The sequence below is a fragment of the Micromonospora sp. NPDC049836 genome (assembly GCF_044465125.1).
GTDB lineage: Bacteria > Actinomycetota > Actinomycetes > Mycobacteriales > Micromonosporaceae > Micromonospora.
Genome location: NZ_JBITLH010000006.1, coordinates 261,740 through 281,492 on the forward strand (window position 1 = coordinate 261,740; position 19,753 = coordinate 281,492).

23 protein-coding genes are annotated in these 19,753 nt (G+C 74.9%); 12 read left to right on the forward strand and 11 right to left on the reverse strand.

Translation table 11 applies throughout. The features are described 5' to 3' along the window. Positions 1–141 precede the first annotated feature (141 nt). A complete protein-coding gene (locus ACIBPB_RS18595; RefSeq protein ID WP_396840812.1) occupies positions 142–645 on the reverse strand; it encodes a hypothetical protein in 504 nt (167 codons plus the stop codon). Positions 646–709: 64 nt separating this feature from the next. Beyond that, positions 710–2,341, reverse strand: a complete 1,632-nt coding sequence (locus tag ACIBPB_RS18600) for a RecQ family ATP-dependent DNA helicase (RefSeq protein WP_396840813.1) — start codon at positions 2,339–2,341, stop codon at positions 710–712. Positions 2,342–2,484: 143 nt separating this feature from the next. Here ACIBPB_RS18600 and ACIBPB_RS18605 point away from each other — a divergent pair, with 143 nt between their 5' ends. Both ACIBPB_RS18605 and ACIBPB_RS18610 read left to right on the forward strand, forming a co-directional pair. Continuing rightward, complete coding sequence (locus ACIBPB_RS18605; RefSeq protein WP_396840814.1) at positions 2,485–3,324, forward strand: class I SAM-dependent methyltransferase; 840 nt, start codon at positions 2,485–2,487, stop codon at positions 3,322–3,324. Between the two features lie 70 nt (positions 3,325–3,394). Then, on the forward strand, positions 3,395–4,030 hold the full coding sequence (locus ACIBPB_RS18610) for a TetR/AcrR family transcriptional regulator (RefSeq protein WP_396840815.1): 636 nt from the start codon (positions 3,395–3,397) through the stop codon (positions 4,028–4,030). A 68-nt stretch (positions 4,031–4,098) separates the two neighbouring features. Here ACIBPB_RS18610 and ACIBPB_RS18615 read toward each other — a convergent pair whose 3' ends face one another. From ACIBPB_RS18615 to ACIBPB_RS18630, 4 genes are all read right to left on the reverse strand, one after another. Further along, complete coding sequence (locus ACIBPB_RS18615; protein WP_396840971.1) at positions 4,099–5,850, reverse strand: hypothetical protein; 1,752 nt, start codon at positions 5,848–5,850, stop codon at positions 4,099–4,101. Positions 5,851–5,940: 90 nt separating this feature from the next. Beyond that, on the reverse strand, positions 5,941–6,984 hold the full coding sequence (locus ACIBPB_RS18620; protein WP_396840972.1) for an ATP-binding protein: 1,044 nt from the start codon (positions 6,982–6,984) through the stop codon (positions 5,941–5,943). A 155-nt stretch (positions 6,985–7,139) separates the two neighbouring features. Beyond that, the gene (locus ACIBPB_RS18625) at positions 7,140–8,090 is read right to left on the reverse strand and encodes a TIGR03557 family F420-dependent LLM class oxidoreductase (protein WP_396840816.1); all 951 of its coding nucleotides are present in this window, start codon (positions 8,088–8,090) and stop codon (positions 7,140–7,142) included. Between the two features lie 80 nt (positions 8,091–8,170). Then, entirely contained in the window at positions 8,171–8,293 is a 123-nt protein-coding gene (locus ACIBPB_RS18630) for a hypothetical protein (RefSeq protein ID WP_396840817.1), read from the reverse strand. Between the two features lie 136 nt (positions 8,294–8,429). Between ACIBPB_RS18630 and ACIBPB_RS18635 the strand changes: the two genes are divergently transcribed. Beyond that, on the forward strand, positions 8,430–9,929 hold the full coding sequence (locus ACIBPB_RS18635; protein ID WP_396840818.1) for a glycoside hydrolase family 3 protein: 1,500 nt from the start codon (positions 8,430–8,432) through the stop codon (positions 9,927–9,929). 109 nt (positions 9,930–10,038) lie between these two features. Here the strand turns inward: ACIBPB_RS18635 and ACIBPB_RS18640 are convergent, their stop codons facing one another. Then, positions 10,039–10,326 carry a GNAT family N-acetyltransferase gene (locus tag ACIBPB_RS18640; protein WP_396840819.1) on the reverse strand — a complete coding sequence of 96 codons (288 nt, stop codon included), beginning with the start codon at positions 10,324–10,326 and terminating at the stop codon, positions 10,039–10,041. Further along, positions 10,323–11,549: a cysteine desulfurase-like protein gene (locus ACIBPB_RS18645; protein ID WP_396840820.1), complete on the reverse strand. Its 1,227-nt coding sequence runs from the start codon at positions 11,547–11,549 to the stop codon at positions 10,323–10,325. Before ACIBPB_RS18645 ends, ACIBPB_RS18640 begins: the two co-directional genes overlap by 4 nt. Before the next feature lie 131 nt (positions 11,550–11,680). Between ACIBPB_RS18645 and ACIBPB_RS18650 the strand changes: the two genes are divergently transcribed. The 7 genes from ACIBPB_RS18650 to ACIBPB_RS18680 all read left to right on the forward strand — a co-directional run bounded on the left by ACIBPB_RS18650 (position 11,681) and on the right by ACIBPB_RS18680 (position 16,000). Continuing rightward, on the forward strand, positions 11,681–12,046 hold the full coding sequence (locus ACIBPB_RS18650; RefSeq protein ID WP_396840821.1) for a hypothetical protein: 366 nt from the start codon (positions 11,681–11,683) through the stop codon (positions 12,044–12,046). Between the two features lie 58 nt (positions 12,047–12,104). Further along, on the forward strand, positions 12,105–12,926 hold the full coding sequence (locus ACIBPB_RS18655; RefSeq protein ID WP_357328215.1) for a DUF1206 domain-containing protein: 822 nt from the start codon (positions 12,105–12,107) through the stop codon (positions 12,924–12,926). A 78-nt stretch (positions 12,927–13,004) separates the two neighbouring features. After that, positions 13,005–14,201, forward strand: coding sequence for a mechanosensitive ion channel family protein (locus tag ACIBPB_RS18660; RefSeq protein ID WP_396840822.1), 1,197 nt, complete (start codon positions 13,005–13,007; stop codon positions 14,199–14,201). Between the two features lie 266 nt (positions 14,202–14,467). Next, positions 14,468–14,902, forward strand: coding sequence for a phage holin family protein (locus ACIBPB_RS18665; protein WP_046566004.1), 435 nt, complete (start codon positions 14,468–14,470; stop codon positions 14,900–14,902). Then, entirely contained in the window at positions 14,899–15,240 is a 342-nt protein-coding gene (locus ACIBPB_RS18670; protein ID WP_396840823.1) for a DUF3618 domain-containing protein, read from the forward strand. The genes ACIBPB_RS18665 and ACIBPB_RS18670 overlap by 4 nt, the downstream gene beginning before the upstream one ends. A gap of 8 nt (positions 15,241–15,248) precedes the next feature. Beyond that, a complete protein-coding gene (locus ACIBPB_RS18675) occupies positions 15,249–15,509 on the forward strand; it encodes a DUF4235 domain-containing protein (RefSeq protein ID WP_396840973.1) in 261 nt (86 codons plus the stop codon). A gap of 287 nt (positions 15,510–15,796) precedes the next feature. Next, a complete protein-coding gene (locus ACIBPB_RS18680; protein WP_091424054.1) occupies positions 15,797–16,000 on the forward strand; it encodes a cold-shock protein in 204 nt (67 codons plus the stop codon). 170 nt (positions 16,001–16,170) lie between these two features. On the opposite strand, the gene ACIBPB_RS18685 is transcribed toward ACIBPB_RS18680, so the two are convergent. Further along, positions 16,171–16,368, reverse strand: coding sequence for a hypothetical protein (locus ACIBPB_RS18685; RefSeq protein WP_396840824.1), 198 nt, complete (start codon positions 16,366–16,368; stop codon positions 16,171–16,173). A gap of 115 nt (positions 16,369–16,483) precedes the next feature. Continuing rightward, on the reverse strand, positions 16,484–17,467 hold the full coding sequence (locus ACIBPB_RS18690; RefSeq protein ID WP_396840825.1) for an aldo/keto reductase: 984 nt from the start codon (positions 17,465–17,467) through the stop codon (positions 16,484–16,486). An 85-nt stretch (positions 17,468–17,552) separates the two neighbouring features. On the opposite strand from ACIBPB_RS18690, the gene ACIBPB_RS18695 reads away from it, so the two are divergent. Then, positions 17,553–18,383: a trans-aconitate 2-methyltransferase gene (locus ACIBPB_RS18695; protein WP_396840826.1), complete on the forward strand. Its 831-nt coding sequence runs from the start codon at positions 17,553–17,555 to the stop codon at positions 18,381–18,383. Then, a complete protein-coding gene (locus tag ACIBPB_RS18700; RefSeq protein WP_396840827.1) occupies positions 18,380–19,405 on the forward strand; it encodes an adenosine deaminase in 1,026 nt (341 codons plus the stop codon). The genes ACIBPB_RS18695 and ACIBPB_RS18700 overlap by 4 nt, the downstream gene beginning before the upstream one ends. On the opposite strand, the gene ACIBPB_RS18705 is transcribed toward ACIBPB_RS18700, so the two are convergent. Further along, positions 19,362–19,649, reverse strand: a complete 288-nt coding sequence (locus ACIBPB_RS18705; RefSeq protein WP_357328240.1) for a hypothetical protein — start codon at positions 19,647–19,649, stop codon at positions 19,362–19,364. The genes ACIBPB_RS18700 and ACIBPB_RS18705 overlap by 44 nt on opposite strands. Positions 19,650–19,753 lie beyond the last annotated feature (104 nt).

The following is a 19,753-nucleotide window of genomic DNA, read 5'->3' on the forward strand; positions in this document are numbered from 1 at the left end:
ACGGCCCTCCCCCCGGGTCGGCCGGCAGCACGTGGCGGGCACCCCGGGCGGTCCGTGCGGTGACCTCCCGGGGCGTCCGGCATCCGTCTTCGACGGCCATCATCCCGCCGGCGCCGCGGGCGGCGGCGCCGGGGTGGCCGGTCAGTCGTTGAGCACCTGGGCGAGGCGGTCCCGGAAGCGCCGCTCCGAGTCGCTCACCACGTCGCCGCCGATGCCCAGGATGCCGCCGCTGGACGCGGCGCCGACCACCTGCTCGGCGATCGCCACCAGCCAGTGCCGGTACGCCCCGGCCTGCCCCTCGTCCACCTTGGCGGCCAGCAGGGTGGTCGCCTGGCCGGCCCGGGCCAGCACGTCGTCGATCATCGCCCGCGGGTCGGCCGGCTCGATGGCCGGCAACTCGGCGCCCGCCTCCGGGTCGCCCACCCGGGCGACGATCTCACCGGCGACCGCCGCCACCAGCGGGCTGGCCGACTCCCGTCCCGCCGAGATGGTGTCCAGCCCGGCGGCGTTCTCGGCCATGGTGCGCTTGGTGCCGTCGGACTCGGCCGCGCTCGCGGCGGTGAGGACCGCCTGCGGCAGACCGACCAGCAGCCCCCACTCCTCGTCGGAGAAACCGAACCCGGTGTACGCCGGCTGCTCGATCACGATCAGGCCCCTTTCGCCGTGGTCGTCGTCGTTCGACGGGCACCACCACGGTGCCCGGGTCAGGCTAGTCCAGGGTCAGCAGGCCCTGTTCGGACACCACGCGCACGGACAGCGTCTTGTAGCCCACCTCGTCGAAGAGCACCGTCATCCGGTCCTCCTCGTAGCTGAGCACGAGGCCGGCGCCCCACTCCGGGTGGCGCACCTGGCTGTGCACCGGGAACGGCCCGACCGCCCGGTCGTCGGCGACGCTGGTGCCGGCGTGGCAGTTGTCGCAGTGCCCGCAGACCTCGCGCATCTGCTCGCCGAAGTACGCCAGCAGCGCCTGCCCCCGGCAGCCGGTGGTCTCGGCGAAGGCGCGCATCATGTCGGTCCGGGACCGGGTGACGGCCTGCTGCCGTTCGGCCTCGGCGAGCGCCGCGCGGGCCGACTCGGCGGCCGTCGGGGCGTACCGGGGGGCACCGAGACGCTGCCGGGGCCGGGGCTCCGCGGCGCCGACCTGCTCCAGCAGGGAGAGGTACTGGCCGAGCTTGCGCGGACCGAGCCCGGTCAGCTCGCGCAGTTCCTTCTTGCCGCGCGGCTCCTTGCGCAGCAGCGCGGCGAGGTCCCGCAGCTCCTTGAGGTCGGGCAGGCCGCCGCTGAAGTAGCGCTGCAGGCCGATGTCCTCGGCGCGCCAGAGCAGCAGCACCCGGGCCGGCTCGCCGTCCCGGCCGGCCCGGCCGATCTCCTGGAAGTAGCTGTCCGGCGAGTCGGGCAGCGCCGTGTGCACCACCCAGGCGATGTTCGGCTTGTCGATGCCCATGCCGAAGGCGGAGGTGGCCACCATGATCGGCACCTGGTCGGCGAGGAACGCCTCGTGCAGCTCGTGGCGGGCCGCGGTGGGCATGCCGCCGTGGTAGTACTGCGCCGGGTGGCCGGCGTCGGTGAGCCGCTGGGCCAGCTCCTCGGCGGCCCGCCGGGTCGGCACGTAGCTGATGCCCGGGCGCTTGTCGTCGCGGAGCAGGGTGAGCAGCCGCCGCCACCGGTAGTCCTCGGTCGGGCAGTGCGCCACCTCGAGGAAGAGGTTCGGTCGGTCCAGCCCGGAGACCACCACCTCCGGGTCGCGCAGCCGCAGCCGGGCGATGATGTCGTCGCGGACCGGCGGGGAGGCGGTGGCGGTCAACGCGACCACCGGCGGCCGGCCGATGCCCTCGATCAGGTGCCCGAGCGCCAGGTAGTCCGGGCGGAAGTCGTGCCCCCAGGCCGAGATGCAGTGCGCCTCGTCGATCGCCACCAGCGCGGGCCGCAGTCCGCGGACCTCGGCCAGCCGGTCCGGGTTGCTCAGCGCCTCCGGGGTGATGAAGAGGAACTCGGCCCGGCCCTGGCGGATCTCGTCGATCGCGGCGGCCTGCTGGGCCGCGGTCTCGTCCGAGCTGATCCGGACCGCGCGCAGCTCGGGTCGCTGCCGCTCGTTGAGCGCCGCGATCTGGTCCTGCTGGAGGGCGAGCAGCGGGGAGACGACCACGGTGGGTCCGGGGATCAGGCTGGCCGGGATCTGGTAGATCGCCGACTTGCCGGCGCCGGTGGGCAGGACCACCAGGGCGTCGCGTCGTTTCATCACCGCGCGCATGGCGGCCAGTTGATTGGGTCGCAGCGCGGTCCAGCCGAAGAGGCTGCGGGCGGCGCGACGCAACGTCGTCGAGTGCCTGGACAGTTTCATCAAGGGCCGCTGGTACCCCCGGCGATCAGCGGTGAAACCGCCGCGGTCCACCGCGGGGGAAGCGCCGGGCGGGATTGACGTCGGTGCCGGCGACCATCATTATGAACAGGCGTTCATGAACGTGTGTTCATACGGAGGCGGGCATGGGAATGATCCTGAACGAACACCAGGAACGCGCCTGGAACGGCTACGAGGGACGGCACTGGGCCACCCACCAGGCCCGCTACGACGCCATCAACAGCGGCTTCAACGAGCCCCTGCTGGCCGCCGTCCGCCCCGGCGACCGGGTGCTCGACCTCGGCTGCGGCACCGGCCAGCTCACCCGGCTCGCCGCCCGGCGCGCCGGGACCGGCCGGGCGGTCGGCGTCGACCTGTCCGCCCCGATGCTGGACCGGGCCCGCACCTGCGCGACCGACGAGGGCGTGCGCAACGCCGAGTTCGTCCGCGCGGACGCCCAGGTCCACCCCTTCCCGCCCGCCGGGTTCGACGTGGCGCTGAGCCGGTTCGGGGTGATGTTCTTCGCCGACCCGGTCGCCGCGTTCGCCAACGTGTGCCGGGCGTTGCGCCCCGGCGGCCGGCTCGCCTTCGTCTGCCTCGACGACGCCCGCCGGGGCGACCTCGGCGCGGTCTTCGCGCCGCTGGCCGCGCACCTGCCGCCGGCCGGCACCGACGGCACCGCCACCGGCGAGCCGCTCTCCCTCGCCGACCCGGCCGTGATCCGCGCCGTGCTCGGCGAGGCCGGCTTCACCGACGTCAGCTGCGCGCCCCGGCAGGAGCCCGGGATCTGGGGACGCGACGCCGCCGACGCCGGCCGGTTCCTGGCCGGGTGGGGGCCGGTGCGGCACCGGCTCGCCCCGCTCGACCCGGCGGTCGGCGACCGGGTCCGCACCGCGCTGGCCGAGGCGATGCGGCCGTACCAGGGCCCGGACGGGGTCCGGCTGCGCACCGCGGCCTGGCTGGTCACCGCGCGGCGACCGGGCTGAGCCCGACGACCGGCAGCCGGGCCCGGCTCGCACGGGGGAGCCGGGCCCGGCAACGCCTAGGATCCCGGTGATGGCACCCAGAAGAGCGGCCGCGCTACGCGGCGGCGAGCAGAGCCTGCGGGAGCACCTGATCGCCGCCGCCGAGCGGCTGGTGGCCCGCCGGGGCATCGTGGGGCTGACGGTCCGCGACATCGCCCGCGAGGCGGGGGTGGCCGACGGGGTGCTCTACAACCACTTCGCCGACAAGGAGGAGCTGCTCGCGCACGCCGTGCACGCGCACGCGCGGACGGTCGAGGCGGCGCAGCGCGGGACGGCCCCGCGACCGGGGGACGGGACCGTCGAGGCGAACCTGCGGGCGTACCTGGACCGGGGGCTGACGCTGCACGCGGCGATCCTGCCCGCCCTCGCCGGGCTCGCCACCCAGCCGAAGCTGCTGGCCCGGCTGGGCGCGCTGGCCGGCCCGCCCGGCGGGCCCGACCTGCGGACGGAACTCGCCGGGTACGTCCGGGCGGAGCAGCGGCTCGGCCGGGTGGCCGCGCACGCCTCCCCGGAGGCGGTCGCCACCCTGCTCGTCGGGGTCTGCCACGACGTGGTGCTGGGCCGGCTGCTCGACCCGTCCGGCCCTCCGCCGCAGCCCGCCCCGGCCCTGGTCGACGCCCTGGTGGGGACGGTCCTGCACGGGGTGCTGCCACCCGGGGCGGGCTGACCCGGCCGGTCAGCCCAGTCGGGGCAGCACCTCACGCCGGCACCGGTGCCGGCGTCCCGTCAAACGGGTCAGGTCATCCGGAACACCGGGCCGCGTGGGTTGAAGGGCAGCCGGGCCGCGCGCGGCACCAGGAACGCGTGGTCACGTCGGATCCGCAGCACGTCGCACTCGCCGTCGGTGATCACCAGGATGGGGCCGTCCGCCGGGAAGTCCTCGGCGGCCTCAAGCAGCCGCACCCCGGGTTGCAGCACCGTGCCGCCACGGCCGCGGACCCGAACCCGGCCGGCGATCTCCTCCACCGGGAGGTAGCCGGCGTCGTACGCCACGGTGTCGCAGAAGACCACCCGCGCGGCCGGCACGTCCCGGCTGGTCGCGTACCCGGCCACCGCGCCGAGCGCGCGCCCCATCAGCCGGGTGCCCATCGACCCCGAGGTGTCCAGCAGCACGCCGAAGGTCGGCCTGCGCTCGGTGACCTCGGGACGGTGCCAGCCGGGGCGCGGGATGCCCGGGGTGGCCGCCTGCCGGCGCGACGGCCGGGCGTACGAGCGCTGCCGCTCCCGGGCCGGGAAGCGCTCGTCGAACCAGCGGGCCAGTTGCACGTCCCATGGCGGCGGCGGCTCGTCGAGCACCCGGATCTCGGCGACCAGGCCGGCCGGGAGCAGCCCTCGCCCGGACGACTGGTGGTACGCCAGCCCGCTGGTCAGCGCCCGCCGGTAGTACTCGTCCAGGTCCACCCCGCGCCCCGGCTCGCGCGGCCCGGGGACGCCGTGCCCGAGGATGTCGCCGCGGCCGGGGCCGCGCAGGGTGGACAGCTTGCGGTACCGGCGCAGGTCGGTGGCGAGCCGGTCGTAGACCGCCTCGCCGGACAGGCCGCGCAGCTGCGGGTCGTACAGCAGCCCGTCGGGCGGCTCGCCGACCGCCATCTCCACCAGCCAGCCGTTGACGACGTAGTCGGTGGCCACGTTCCACAGGTACGGGTCCCGGTGCCCGACCCGGTCGCCGTGCCGCAGCGCCGCGTGCAGCATCTCGTGCGCGAGCACGAAGCGGCACTGCGCCTCCGGCAGTACCCGCAGCGGGTTGACGTAGATCTCCCCGGCGTGTGCGTCCACGGCAGCGACCGCGATGTCCCAGGACCGGGCCAGCTCGACGTCGGCGACGATCCGGAAGCCCGCGGCGAGGGCTCCGAGCAGCGGGTACGACGAGACGAACCACCGCCGCGCCCGTTCCCAGCCGGTGTCCCGGTCCACCCCGCCCGGCCCGGGCTTCGGGGCGCCCGCCGCCGCCACGGCCGCGCTGGCGGCCGCCGCCAGTCCCACCGCGAACCGTTCCGGCCAGGTTCGCCAGCGGGTGCCGGCGGGATTCGCGACGGCCCATCGCTGCGCCGGGGTGACGCGGTGGACCTGATCCCCGCCGTGTCCGCCGACCCCGCAGTCGAGGTATTCCGGCGGCACGCCACGGTGGCGCCAGTCGCCGGCCAGCCGCTCCTCGGCCGTGCCGGGCAACGGGGTGGGCAGCATCCGGGGCGGCCGGCCCAGCTTGGCGTCGAGCTGGAACCGGGCGACCGCCACGCAGGCCGCGACGGTGGCGGCCTGGTCGGCCCGGCCGGCCCGGTCCGGGTCCAGGTGGCCGAAGCCCAGGTGCAGCAGGCAGTGGGCGACCACCCACCACCACTCGTCGGGGTCGGCGCGCCGCCGCCGGTCGACCACGATCTCCCCGTCGCCCGCGACCCGGGCCCAGCCCTGCCCGTTCGCCAGCGCCTCGTCCTCGGTCCAGCGGAACCGGGCGCGGGGGTGGCCGTCGGCGAGCAGCGGCCGGAACATCGGGTGGTCGTACGCCCGCTTCTCGGCCTGGGCGAACGCCTCCTCGTTCGGGTCCGGCCGGCGGCCGGCGCGGCGTCGGGTGGCCACCGGTCAGGCCCGGGCCGCGACCAGGCGGGGCAGGTCCCGGGTCACCTCGACCAGGAACCAGGCCGGCAGCACCGGCATCCCGTCGTCGTCGGTGGCGACGACGAGCTGGGCGCACTCCAGGCTGATCTCGGCCAGTTCGACCAGCAGCCCTTTGGCCCGGACGGCGAAGTCGCGCACCGCGGGCGAGGCGTGCTCGCGCGAGGCGGGCAGCTCCCTGACCAGCCGGGCCCGGAACGCCTCGGCGAAGAAGTAGAGCAGGTCGCGGTCCTGGACGGCCCGCGGCCAGCCGGCATCGCCGCGCACGATGGCATCCAGGCCGTAGCGGTGCCGCACGGTCTTGACGTAGGCGCTGAAGTCCGCCGCGTGCCGCCCGGTGAGCGTCCCGCCGGCCAGCAGCCGCACCGTCGCCTCGTCGACCTCTGGGCCGAACGAGTGCAGCGCGTCGGAGAGCATGTGCCAGCTGCGCGGAGTGGAGAACGGCTCCTCGGTCTTGGGCGGGGCGACCCAGAGCTGGTCCGGGCGCTCGGTCAGGTAGTCCAGCACCCACGGGTGCAACCCGGCGCCGGTCGCCCAGGCCAGCCAGTCGGTGGCCGACGCGCGCAGGTGGACGTGCACCAGCCGGTTGACCAGCGCGGACGCCATCGGCCGGGCGAGCGCGTTGTCGGTGGCCCGGTTGCCGGCGCCGATCACGATCGAGCCGGCCGGCAGCTCGTACGAGCCGATCCGGCGGTCCAGGATGAGCGAGTAGAACGCCTTCTGCACCTCGGCACTGGAGGAGTTGAGCTCGTCGAGGAAGAGGCAGTACGGCTCGTCCCGGGCGATCGACTCGGGCGGGGCGAACCGGCTGCGCCCGTCGCGCAGCTCCGGCACCCCGATCAGGTCCTCGGCGGCGAGCTGGGTGCCGACCAGCGTCACGCAGGGCAGCCCGAGCGAGTCGGCGAAGGCGCGCACCAGCGAGCTCTTGCCGATGCCGGGTGCGCCCCAGACGAAGACGGGCCGGACCACCGCCACGTGCAGCAGCAGCGTGGGCAGTTCGGCCGGGGTCACCGTGAGGGCGGAGTGCACGCCCACCATGATCGGGACCCGGGCGCCCCGCGCGCACCCGAATATCGCCGTGGGGCGGACCGGCCCTTGGCACGCACCCGATTGTCGCCGCAGGGCGGGCCCGGCGGCGCTGGGCGTCGGCGGCCGGCCGGGCGGGGTCAGCCCAGTCGGGGCAGCACCTCACGCTGGTAGAGGTCGAACAGGCCCTGCCAGTGCGGGCCGGTGTTGGCCACGTAGATCTCATCGAAGCCGGCCTTGGCGTACTTGTCGACCATCTCCAGGTGTGCGTCGACGCTGTTGCCGCAGACGAAGGACTCCTTCATCATCTCCGGCCGGACCAGTTGGGCGGCCTGCTCGAAGTGCCGCGGCGAGGGGAGCACCTGGGACAGCTCACCCGGCACGCCGGCGTTCGGCCAGCGCTCGTACGCGATCCGCACGCCCTCGTCCTCGCTCTCGGCGTACGCCGCCTTGAAGCCGGCCTGGCAGGGCTTGTCGCCGCCGCCGTTGTCGCGGAACCGGCGCACCAGGTCGGCGTCGGGCATGGTGCTGACGTAGCCGTCGGCGATCCGGGCGGCCAGGTCGATCGACTTCGCGCCGAAGCCGGAGACGTAGATCGGCGGGGGCGTGTCGGGCAGCGTGTAGATCCGGGCGTGCTCGACCGTGTAGTGCCGGCCGTGGTGGTTGACGAACTCACCGGTCCACAGCTTCCGGATCACCTCGATCGATTCCTCCAGCATCGCCAGCCGGACGTCGGCCTGCGGCCACGGGTCACCGAAGATGTGCTCGTTCAACGCCTCGCCGGTGCCCACCCCGAGCACGAACCGGCCGTCGTGCAGCACCGCGCTGGTCGCCGCGGCCTGGGCGATCACCGCCGGGTGGATCCGGACGGTGGGGCAGGTGACCGCGGTGGTCACCGGCAGCCGGCAGACCTGGCTGAGCGCGCCGATGGTGGACCAGACGAACGGGCTCTGGCCCTGGGCGTCGACCCACGGGTGGTAGTGGTCGGAGATCCACAGTGCCTGGAAGCCGGCCTGCTCGGCGCCGCGCGCCTGGGCCAGCAGTTCCGCCGGGGTGTACTCCTCGCTGGACAGAAAGTATCCGATCTTCATGCTTCCCCCTCGCCGCGTCCGGTGCCGGGTGCGTGTCCGGACGAGGACAGCGGTACCCGGGGAGGCGGCGACCCGAACGCTCAGCGGCGGAACATCGCCCGGATGGCGATCAGCAGGAACAGCCCGCCCACGACCAGGCCGAGCAGGCGTACGCCGGGGATGTCCGCGGCCGTGGTGGCGTCGGCGAGCAGCGCGGAATGCATGGTCGCACTCTCCCACGGGCGGTACCGGTGCGCCAGGAGCTAACAGTAAGGATTGTTGACTATTTAGGGAGCCAGGTGTGACCATGTCAGCACCGCCGGGGCGGCGGACCGTGGGGAGACGGGGGTACGACAGCGCATGAGCGAGCGGATCGCGGGATCGACCGGGGACCTGGCGGCGCTCGCCGCGACCGTCCTGCAACCGGGCTTCGTCGGCACCACCCCGCCACCGTGGGTGTGCCGGTGGCTCGGCGAAGGGCTCGGCTCGGTCGTCCTGTTCGCCCGCAACATCGTCGACCACGACCAGGTGGCCACCCTCACCGCGACCCTGCGCGCCGAGCGTCCCGACGTGATCGTGGCGATCGACGAGGAGGCCGGCGACGTCACCCGGATCGAGTCGGCCCGGGGCAGCACCCGGCCCGGCAACTTTGCCCTCGGCGCGGTCGACGACGAGGCGCTGACCGAGGAGGTGGCCCGGGACCTCGGCGCCGAACTGGCCGCGGCGGGCGTCACCCTCAACTACGCGCCGGACGCCGACGTCAACTCCAACCCGGCCAACCCGGTGATCGGCGTGCGCTCCTTCGGCGCGGACGCGGCCCTGGTGGCCCGGCACACCGCGGCCTGGATCCGGGGGCTCCAGTCCGGCGGGGTCGCCGCCTGCGCCAAGCACTTCCCCGGCCACGGGGACACCCGGGTCGATTCCCACCACGCCCTGCCCCGCATCGGCGCCGACCGGGCCCGGTTGGACGCCGTCGAGCTGGCCCCGTTCCGGGCCGCGGTGGCCGCCGGGGCGCAGGCCGTGATGACCGGGCACCTGCTGGTGCCCGCCCTCGACCCGGAGCTGCCGGCCACCCTCAGCCCGCGCATCCTCGGCGGGCTGCTCCGCGACGAGCTGGGCTTCCAGGGCGTGGTGGTGACCGACGCCGTGGAGATGCGGGCCGTCGCCGACCGGTACGGCTTCACCGGCGGCGCGGTCCGCGCGCTCGCCGCCGGGGCCGACGCGATCTGCGTGGGCGGGGAACGGGCCACCGAGGCCGACGCGGTCGAGCTGCGCGACGCCATCGTCGCCGCCGTGCTGGCCGGGGAGCTGCCCGAGGAGCGGCTGGCCGAGGCGGCCAAGCGGGTCGGCCAGCTCGCCGCCTGGACCGTCGCGGCCCGGGCCGACCGGCCGGCCGCGCCGCGTGGCGACGGACCGCCGATCGGGCTGGCCGCCGCCCGCCGGGCGCTGCGGGTGACCGGCGGCCCTGCCGGGTTGCCGCCACTGGCCGGCCCGGCGCACGTGGTGGAGTTCGCCCCGCCGCACAACATCGCCATCGGCGCGGAAACGCCGTGGGGGATCGCCGGGCCGCTGACCGAACTCGTCCCCGGCACCACCACCGCCCGGTACGCCGAGGGCGAGGTCCCCGCCGACCCGGCGGCCGGATCGGCCGGCCGCCCCCTGGTGCTGGTCGTGCGGGACCTGCACCGGCACGACTGGATGCGGGCGGCGGTGGAGCACGCCCTGGCCGCCCGCCCGGACGCCGTGGTGGTCGAGCTGGGCGTGCCCGCCCTGGTCGCCGGCGCGGTGCACCTGGCCACCCACGGCGCCACCCGGGCCACCGCGTACGCCGCCGCCGAGCTGCTGGCCGGCGGTCGCTGAACCGCCGGCGCCCGGCCGACACGAGCGCCCCGCGTGGCCGGGCCGCCGCCGGGCCCCGGCCACGCCGGCGCATCCTCGGCCCGGCGCCCGCTCCGGCCCGCGGCCGGGATCAGGCGTCCGGGACGACCAGGTCGGCGTACTCGGGGTGGCGCTCGATGAACGCCGCCATGAACGAGCACCGGGACACCACCCGGCCGCCCCGCTCGCGGATCTGGTCCAGGGTGCCGCGGATCAGCGCCGCGCCCACGCCCATGTGCTGGAACCGGTCGTCCACCTCGGTGTGCGTGAACACCAGCAGCTCACCGCGGGGCTCGTAGGCGGCGAACCCGGCCAGCGCGTCGTCGACCAGGATCTCGAAGCGGCGCGCGGCGGGGTTCTCCTCGACCAGGAAGCTCACCGGGCCATTCTCTCCCCGCCACCGGCCAGCCGGTCCAGTTCGGCCAGCAACCGGTCCACCTCGTCGACCGTGTTGTAGTGGTAGACGCTGGCCCGGACGGCGCCACCGCTGGCGCGCAGCCCCATCGCCTCGAAGTACTCGTAGGCGTAGTAGTCGCCGGAGGAGAGGCAGAAGCCGGCCGCGCCCAGCCCCGCGGCGGTCTCCGCCGGGGCCGCTCCGGCGACCCGGAACGAGACGGTGGGGCAGCGCCGGGCCGGGGAGCCGTACACCGTGACGGCCGGGTGCTCGGCCAGCCCGGCGAGCAGCCGCGCGAAGACGATCTCCTCGTGCGCCTGGGCCGCGGCCAGCCCGGCCCGGACCCGCTCCCGCCGGCTGCCGGTGGCATCCGGGTCGAGGGTGGCCAGGTGGTCCACGGCGGCGGTCACCCCGGCCAGCAGCGGAAAGCTCGGCGTGCCGTACTCGAAGCGGTCCGGCACCGCGTCGGAGGAGGGCAGCAGCTTGGCCGGGCGCAGCGCCGCCCACCGGGCCGGGTCGGCGGCCATCGCCGCCAGGTGCGGGCCCGACCACTTGTAGGCGCTGGTGACCAGGAAGTCCGCGCCGAGCGAGGCCAGGTCGGTGGGGCCGTGCGGGACGGCGTGGACGCCGTCCACGCAGACCAGGGCGCCGGCGGCGTGCGCCGTCTTGGCGATCGCCGGCACGTCGGGCACGGTGCCGGTGGCGTTGCTGCCGGCGGTCACCGCGACCAGCCGGGTCCGCGCGGTGACCAGCTCCTCGTACTGCCCGGCGGGCAGCTCACCGGTCGCCGGGTCGAACTCGGCCCAGCGCACGGTGGCCCCGGCCGCCTCCGCCGCCTGCACCCACGGCCGGACGTTCGCGTCGTGGTCCAGCCGGGAGACCACCACCTCGTCGCCCGGCCGCCAGCCCGCGCCGAGCGTGCGGGCCAGGGTGTACGTCAGCGCGGTGGCGCTCGGCCCGAGCACCACGCCGGCGGGCTGCGCGCCGAGCAGATCGGCCACCGCCGAGCGGGCGGCGGCGACCAGCTCCAGCGACCGCCGGCCGGGCTCGAAGGCGGTGCTGCGGTTGCCGACGGCGGCGCCCATCGCGGTGGCCACCGCGTCGATCACCGGTCGCGCGGTCTGGGTGCCGCCGGCACCGTCGAAATGGACGAAACCCTCGCCCAGGGCGGGGTAGGCGGCCCGTACCCGGGCGACGTCGAAGACCATCCCGGCACCCTAGCGGGCCGGGAAGCGCCCTGCTCAACGCGTCCGGCCCGCGGCGGGCGCCCCGTCCGGCCGCCGCCACCGGGCGGCGCGCGCCCGGCCCGGGGTGGTTTCGGCCCCGTACCCTTGTCCGGGTGACGAACCGACGCGTTTCCCCCTCGCCGACCCCCGTCCGTCGCATCGCCGGCCTGCTGGCCGGGCTGACCCTGGGCGCCGCGCTGCTCGTCGGGTGCAGCGCGGAGGGCGCCTCCACCGACTGCGGCCTGGACGCCTGCACCGTCACCTTCGACCGGGGCGTGGAGGCCAGCGCCTCCATCTTCGGGGTGGAGGCGAAGCTGGTCGGCGCGCAGGGCGACCAGGTGACCGTCGAGGTCGCCGGCGAGCAACTCACGCTCACCTCCGGCCAGCAGGCCACCGAGGTCGGCGGTTTCCAGGTCAGCCTGGACAGCGTCACCGACCAGCAGGTGGTGATCCGGGTGGCGCACAACGCGACCAGCTGACCGGCCCCGTCGAGGCGGCCGACGTTTGGAAATCTTCGCTTTCGGTGATTGTGCCGCCATGTCACTCACCCGGAACGCCGAAGCCACCGCCGCCCGGACGGCGAACAGCAGGTGGCTGGAACTGTTGACCCGGGCCGGCTTCATCGGCTACGGGATCGTGCACCTCCTCTTCGCCTGGCTCGCGGTGCAGATCGCGTTCGGCAAGTCCGGCGAGGAGGGCAACCAGAACGGCGCGCTGCGCACCCTCGGTGCCCAGCCGCTCGGGAAGTTCCTCCTGGTCGCCATCGCGGTCGGCCTCTTCGCGATGGCCATCTGGCAGGCGTTCGAGGCGGTCATCGGCCACCGCTTCCGGCGCGGCCGGGAGAAGCTGTTCGAACGGATCGCCTCCGTCGTCCGCGTGGTCGTCTTCGTCTGGCTGGGCTGGACCGCGATCAAGGTGGTCCAGGACGCCAGCAGCAACGCCGCGGACCAGCAGCAGCAGTTCACCGAGAAGCTGATGGCCTCCGACGGCGGCCGGTGGCTGGTCGGGCTCGCCGGCCTGGTGCTCGCCGCGGTCGGCATCGGCATGGTCATCTACGGCCTGAAGAAGAAGTTCGAGCGCAACCTGAAGACCGGCGAGATGAGCCCGAAGACGCACCGGCTGACCCGCCGGCTCGGCATGGCCGGGTACGCCGCCCGGGGCGCCGTCTTCGCCATCGCCGGCGTGCTGATCGTGGTCGCCGCCGTGAACTACGACCCGGAGAAGGCGCGCGGCCTGGACGCCGCCCTGCGTACCCTGCGCGACCAGTCGTACGGGCCGGTGCTGCTGACGCTGATGGCGCTCGGTGTCGCCGCGTTCGGCGTCTACTGCTTCCTCCAGTCCCGCTATCGCCGGGTCTGATCCTGGTCGATACCGGGCGGGGCCGGGCACCATTGGGCCTTTGCCCGGTTCCCGGCTGGTGAGAGGGAGAGAGATTTCGTGCAGAGTTACCTCGTCACGACCGCCGCCGCGCTCAGCGCGGCGGCGGTCGCGTTGGTGCTGGTCGAGGTGGTGCACCGGCTGGCCCGACGGCTCGGCCGGCGCGCGCTGCTGATGACCGAGCTGGCCGAGCACTCGCACCGCGCGTTCCAGGTGGCCGCCACCGTGCTCGCCGTGCAGCTCGCGGTCCGGTTCAGCACCGGCTACGCGGTGGGCAGCCCGTGGCGCAAGCTCGTGCTGCACGCCCTGGTGCTCGCCATGATCGCCACGGCCGCCTGGCTGGTCGCCTCGCTGCTGGTGGTGGCGGAGGACACCGCGCTGGCCCGGTTCCGGGTGGACGTGCCGAACAACCGGCACGCCCGGCGGGTACGCACCCAGGTGGTGCTGCTGCGCCGGCTGACCATCGCGGTGATCGTGGTGCTCACCGTCGGCGTGATGCTGATGACCTTCCCGGCCGTCCGGGGCATCGGCGCCGGCGTGCTGACCAGCGCCGGTGTGGTCGGTGTGGTCGCCGCGCTCGCCGCGCAGAGCCTGCTGGGCAACGTCTTCGCCGGACTCCAACTCGCCTTCAGCGACGCGGTACGCCTCGACGACGTGGTCGTGGTGGAGGGCGAGTGGGGCCGGATCGAGGAGCTGACCCTCAGCTACGTGGTGGTGCAGATCTGGGACGACCGGCGGCTGATCCTGCCCACCTCCTACTTCACCAGCACCCCGTTCCAGAACTGGACGCGTACCGAGGCCGCGGTGCTCGGCACCGCCGAGTTCGACCTGGACTGGGCGATCCCGGTGCAGGCCATGCGGGAGGAGCTGCGGCGGCTCTGCGAGGGCACCGAGCTGTGGGACGGGCGGGTCTGCGTACTCCAGGTCACCGACGCCACCGGCGGCATGATCAAGGTGCGCGCGCTGGTCAGCGCCGCCGACGCGGGCAGCCTGTGGGACCTGCGCTGCCTGGTCCGCGAGCACCTGGCCGGCTGGGTCCGCGACCACCGACCGAGCGCGCTGCCCCGGTTGCGCGCCGAGGTCGGCGAGACCGGCGGCACGCTGCCCTGGCAGGCCGGGCGGCCGCGCCACCCGGGCCGCCGGCTGCCGGACACCGAGGTCCCCGACGACGCCCGGGTCTTCGGCGGCAGCGACGACGGCGAGGCCCGCAGCGAGGTCTTCGTCGGCCGCGAGGAGCACGCCGACACCCGCCGCTGACCGACACCCGGTCGCCGCCGGGTCCGTCGTGACCTGCGCGGCGGTCGGCCCGTTGCACCTGCGGAATGCCGGCCCGGCCGCGACTTGTCGGGCCGACCGGGTTTGTTCCGGCCGATCCGGGGGACCTGCTGCCCACGCCCCGGATCCGGTCGCCGCCCGGCGGCCGGCGTCCGGTGGCGCGCGGCCGGGCCGACCGGCCGTTCCGCGCAGGATTGACGGGCGGCGACTCCGGGCATACAGCGCGGTGATGACGAAAGGAGGACAGCATGGCTGACGTCGCGAGTCGCAGCGCGTCCCGGACCGGGAACGAGCCGTCCACCGCCGAACTGGTGCAGCGGGCCACCGAGCAGGTCTCCCGCCTCGTCCGGGACGAACTGGCGCTGGCCCGGGCGGAGCTGACCCAGAAAGGCAAGCACGCCGGGATCGGGATCGGCCTGTTCGGCGGCGGCGGGGTGATGGCCTTCTGGGGCGCCGGTGCCCTGATCGTCACCGTCATCCTGCTGCTGGACCTGGTGATGCCGGCCTGGCTGGCCGCCCTGATCGTGGCGGTGGCGCTCTTCCTGCTCGCCGGGATCCTGGCGCTCGTCGGCAAGAAGCAGGTCAGCCGTGCTGTCCCGCCGGTGCCGGAGGCGACGGTCCGCAGCGTCCGGGCGGACGTGGACACCGTCACGGCCGCGGTGAAGGACGGGAGGCGGGCATGACCGGCAACGGGACCGGGGACGTGGAGGCGCTCCGCCAGGAGATCCGCCGTACCCGGGTGGAACTGGGCGAGACGATGGAGTTGCTCGCGGCCAGGGCCGACGTCAAGGCTCTGGTGCGGCACTCCGCCGACCAGGCGAAGGCGCGGATGCGGGAGCAGGCGGCGTTGACCGTGGCGCGGGTGCGCGGGCAGGCTGCCGAGAAGGCCCGGGTGGTCCGGGCGCAGGCGTACGAGAAGGGTGGCTCGGTCGGGCGTAGCCCGGTGCCGTGGGCGGCGGTCGCGGCCGGCGCCGTGGCCACCGCGGTGCTGCTGCTGATCGTCCGGGGGAGGCGCAGGTGAGCAAGGGCATGGGCAGGGTCGTCTACAAGCCGGTCGGGGTGCTGATGGGCCTGGCCGCCGGCACCGTCGCCGGGGTCATCTTCCGGCACGTCTGGAAGCTGACCGCCGGTGACGGCGAGGCGCCCAGCGCCACCGACGAGGACCGCCGCTGGGGCGAGATCCTCGCCGCCGCGGCGTTGCAGGGGGCGATCTTCGCGGTCGTCCGCGCCGCCGTGGACCGGGGCGGAGCGGTCGGCGTACGCCGGCTCACCGGCCGCTGGCCCGACTGATCCGAGCTGTCCGAAAGGCCCCTTCCACTGTGTTGGACAGGGGCCTTTCGCATGGTCCGGCCGGGCCGCCCAGTGGATCTGTCGCCGCCGTCAGGTCACATGTCGGAGAATTTCGTCGGTTAGGCTGTGCAGAGTTTTTGCGTACGTGGTTTGCTGTCTCACGCTGTTGAGAGACGCGTGGGTTGAGAGAAGTCTCCTTCACCGGGGGCCGCCTCAGGCGCCGCTGCTCGAAAACGGCCAATCGGCCGCACGGCGTGCTCGGCCGCCAGTTTTAGAAGGAGATACACATGGCGCAGGGAACCGTGAAGTGGTTCAACGCTGACAAGGGCTTCGGCTTCATCACCGTCGACGGCGGGGGTGCTGACGTGTTCGTCCACTTCTCGGCCATCCAGTCCAGCGGCTACCGCACGCTGGAGGAGAACCAGCGGGTGGAGTTCGAGATCGCCCAGGGTCAGAAGGGTCCGCAGGCCGAGCAGGTCCGCCCCATCTGAGCTACGCCGCCCGGCGCGTCCGCCGGCGGCGAAAGCCCCGCGTCCCGTTCCGGGAGGCGGGGCTTTCCATTTGCGACCGAACCGAGGCCCAGCCCGGGGCGGCGCATCCGGGCGGCGGTTCAGCCGGGCGGGCGGCGTATTCGTGCGGGCGGCGCATCCGGGCGGGCGGTTCAGCCGCGCGGGCGGCGGGCCCGCATACCGAACCAGAGCGCGACGAGTCCGATCAGGACGACCACCGGGCCGACGGCCGCGGCGGGCCGCTGGTCGGTCAGCACGCTGTCGCCCCCGTAGCCCAGCCCCTGCACGGTCCAGAGCGCGCCGAGCACCACGGCCAGCAGCCCCACGGTGAGCCGGAACCAGCCCCTCATCGTTCCCCCTCCGACGACGCACGTCCGGCTCCAGCATGCCGGCCGCCCCCGGTCACCGGCGGCGCCGCGCCGGGCCGCCGGGCGGCGTCGGTCGGCGGCGCGCCGGGTGGCCGGGTCACCACCGGTCGTGCACCTGCGGGCGGATCAGCTCGTCGTAGGTGGCGCGGACGGCGGTCAGCTCCACCTCGGTCAGCGGCGGCAGGTCGACGGCGGCCGCGTTGCGCCGGGCCTGCTCGGCGTTGCGGGCGCCGGGGATGACCACGGTGACGCCGGGCTGGTCGAGGATCCAGCGGAGCGCGAACTGCGCCATGGTGCGGTCCGCGCCGACCAGCGGGGCGAGCCGGCGCACGGCGGCCAGGCCCAGGTCGTAGTCGACCCCGGAGAAGGTCTCCCCGACGTCGAACGACTCGCCGTGCCGGTTGAAGGTGCGGTGGTCGTCGGCCGGGAAGGTGGTGTGCTCGTCGTACCGGCCGGAGAGCAGGCCGCTGGCCAGCGGCACCCGGGCGATGATGCCGACCCCGGCCGCCGCGGCGGCGGGCAGCACCCGCTCCAGGGGCTTGAGCCGGACCGCGTTCAGGATGATCTGCACGCTGGCCACCCCCGGCCGGGCGATCGCGGTGAGCGCCTGGTCGCAGGTCTCCACGCTGACCCCGTACCCGGCGACGCGTTCCTCGGCGACGAGGGTGTCCAGGGCGTCGAAGACCCGGTCGTCGGCGAAGACGGCGCTGGGCGGGCAGTGCAGCTGCACCAGGTCGAGCGTGTCCATCCCGAGGTTGGCCCGGGACCGGTCGGTCCAGGCCCGAAAGTTGTCCAGCGTGTACGCCTCGGGCGTCTGCGGCACCCGCCGGCCCATCTTGGTGGCCACGGTCAGCCCGTGCCCCGGGTGCTCGCGCAGGAACCGGCCGATCAGCTGCTCGCTGCGGCCGTCGCCGTACACGTCGGCGGTGTCCAGGAAGGTGACCCCGGCGGCCACGGCGGCGGCCAGCACGTCCAGGGCCTCGTCCGCGCTGACCTCACCCCAGTCGGCGCCGAGCTGCCAGGCGCCGAGTCCGACGATGCCGACGTGCCGGCCGAGCCGGTCGAAGCTGCGCTGTTCCATTTCACCGAGCCTAGTGACCGGCCTTGCCGGGGCGCGCGTCGGGCCGTACCGTCTAGCAAGACGTACGTACGGTTTGGAGGCTGCGATGTGGGACCCGAGCACCTATCTGCGTTACGGCGACGAGCGCTCCCGGCCCTTCCACGACCTGCTGGCCCGGGTGCCGGCGGAGCGGCCGCGCGCCGTCGTCGACCTCGGCTGCGGTCCGGGCACGTTGACCGCCACCCTCGCCGACCGCTGGCCCGGCAGCCGGGTCTCCGGGCTGGATTCCTCCGCCGAGATGATCGCCCGCGCCCGGGCCCTGGCGCGTACCCGTGCCCTGGCCGCGGCCCGCACCGTGGCCGGGCCGGTCACCTTCGCGGTCGGCGACGTCCGGTCCTGGCACCCGGAGCCGGACGTCGACGTGGTGGTCTGCAACGCCGTGCTCCAGTGGGTGCCCGGCCACCGGGACCTGCTCACCCGCTGGGTCGCCGAGCTGCCCACCGGCGCCTGGCTCGCGGTCCAGGTGCCGGGCAACTTCGACGCGCCGTCGCACCGGGCGCTGCGCGAGGTCGCCGGCCGGGACCGGTGGCGCGACAGCCTCGCCCCGCTGCTGCGCGAGGCGCCCGTCGACGACCCGGTCGACTACGCCGCGCTGCTGGTCGGTGCGGGCTGCGCGGTCGACGCCTGGGAAACTACCTACGTGCACCTGCTCCCGGCCGCCGCCGCCCCGGATCACCCCGTGCTGACCTGGATGGAGGGCACCGCGCTGCGCCCGGTCCGGGCCGCGCTGGACGCCGCCGGCTGGGCCGACTTCCGCGCCGAGCTGGGGGTACGCCTCGCCGAGGCGTACCCGATCCGGCAGGGTCAGGTGTACTTCCCGTTCCGCCGGATCTTCGTGGTGGCCCGCACCGGCGCCCACGCAGAGGAGAACCCGTGACCGACCTGTCCACCTTCATCGCCGGCCTGCCCAAGGCGGAGCTGCACGTGCACCACGTCGGCTCCGCCTCGCCCCGGATCGTCGCCGAGCTGGCCGCCCGGCACGAGGGGCGCAGCCCGGTCCCGGCCGACCCGGAGGCGCTCGCCGACTACTTCGCGTTCCGCGACTTCGCCCACTTCGTCGAGGTCTACCTCAGCGTGGTGGACCTGATTCGGGACGCCGACGACGTCTGGCTGCTCACCCACGAGGTGGCCCGGGAACTGGCCCGGCAGCAGGTGCGCTACGCCGAGCTGACCGTCACCCCGTACTCGCACGTGCACCGGGGGATCCCCGCGCCGGCGTTCTGCGAGGCCATCGAGGACGCCCGCAAGCGCGCCGAGGCCGACTTCGGCATCGCCCTGCGGTGGTGCTTCGACATCCCCGGCGAGGCCGGGCTGCCGGCCGCCGAGCAGACCCTGCGGATCGCCCTGGAGCAGCGGCCCGCCGGGCTGATCAGCTTCGGGCTCGGCGGCCCCGAGATCGGCGTGCCCCGGCCCCAGTTCAAGCCGTACTTCGACCAGGCCCGCGCGGCCGGGCTGCGCTCGGTGCCGCACGCCGGCGAGACCACCGGCCCGGAGACCATCTGGGACGCGCTGCGCGAGTTGGGCGCCGAGCGGATCGGGCACGGCATCTCCGCCGCGCTCGACCCGGAGCTGCTCGCCCACCTGGCCGAGCGGCAGATCCCGCTGGAGGTCTGCCCCACCTCCAACGTCCGCACCCGGGCCGTGTCGCGCATCGAGGAGCACCCGCTGCCGCAGCTGGTCCAGGCCGGCGTGCTGGTCACCATCAACTCCGACGACCCGCCGATGTTCGGCACCACCCTCGACAACGAGTACGCGGTCGCGGCCCGGCTGCTCGACGCCGGCCCCGAGGGGATCGCCGCGCTGGCCCGCAACGCGGTGACCGCGTCGTTCCTGGAGCCGGCGGAGCAGGCCCGGCTCACCGGCGAGATCGACGCCTACCTGGCGGCCGCGCCGCGCTGACCGGACCCGACGGCACCGGCCGGCGTCGCACCTGCGCCGGCCGGTGCCGTCCGGCCAGGACCAGTCCGAACCCGGCCAGCGCGACGGCCGACGCGGCCAGCCCGACCGGGCCCGGTCGCGGCACGACGCCGGCGTGACCCGGACCGTACGCGAGCACCGGGTCCTGCCAGATGGCGAGGGTGAGGGCGACACCCACCCCGATCACGGCGGCCCAGCGGAGCAGCCGGCTGACGGTCGGCGTCATCACGGTCACCTCACGCCCGGGCTCGACGGGGGAGTGGCGCGCGGCGGGAGCGAGGTGTGGGGGGACCGAACTCCCGCCGCGCGCTCGGCTCCGCCGGCCGGAGT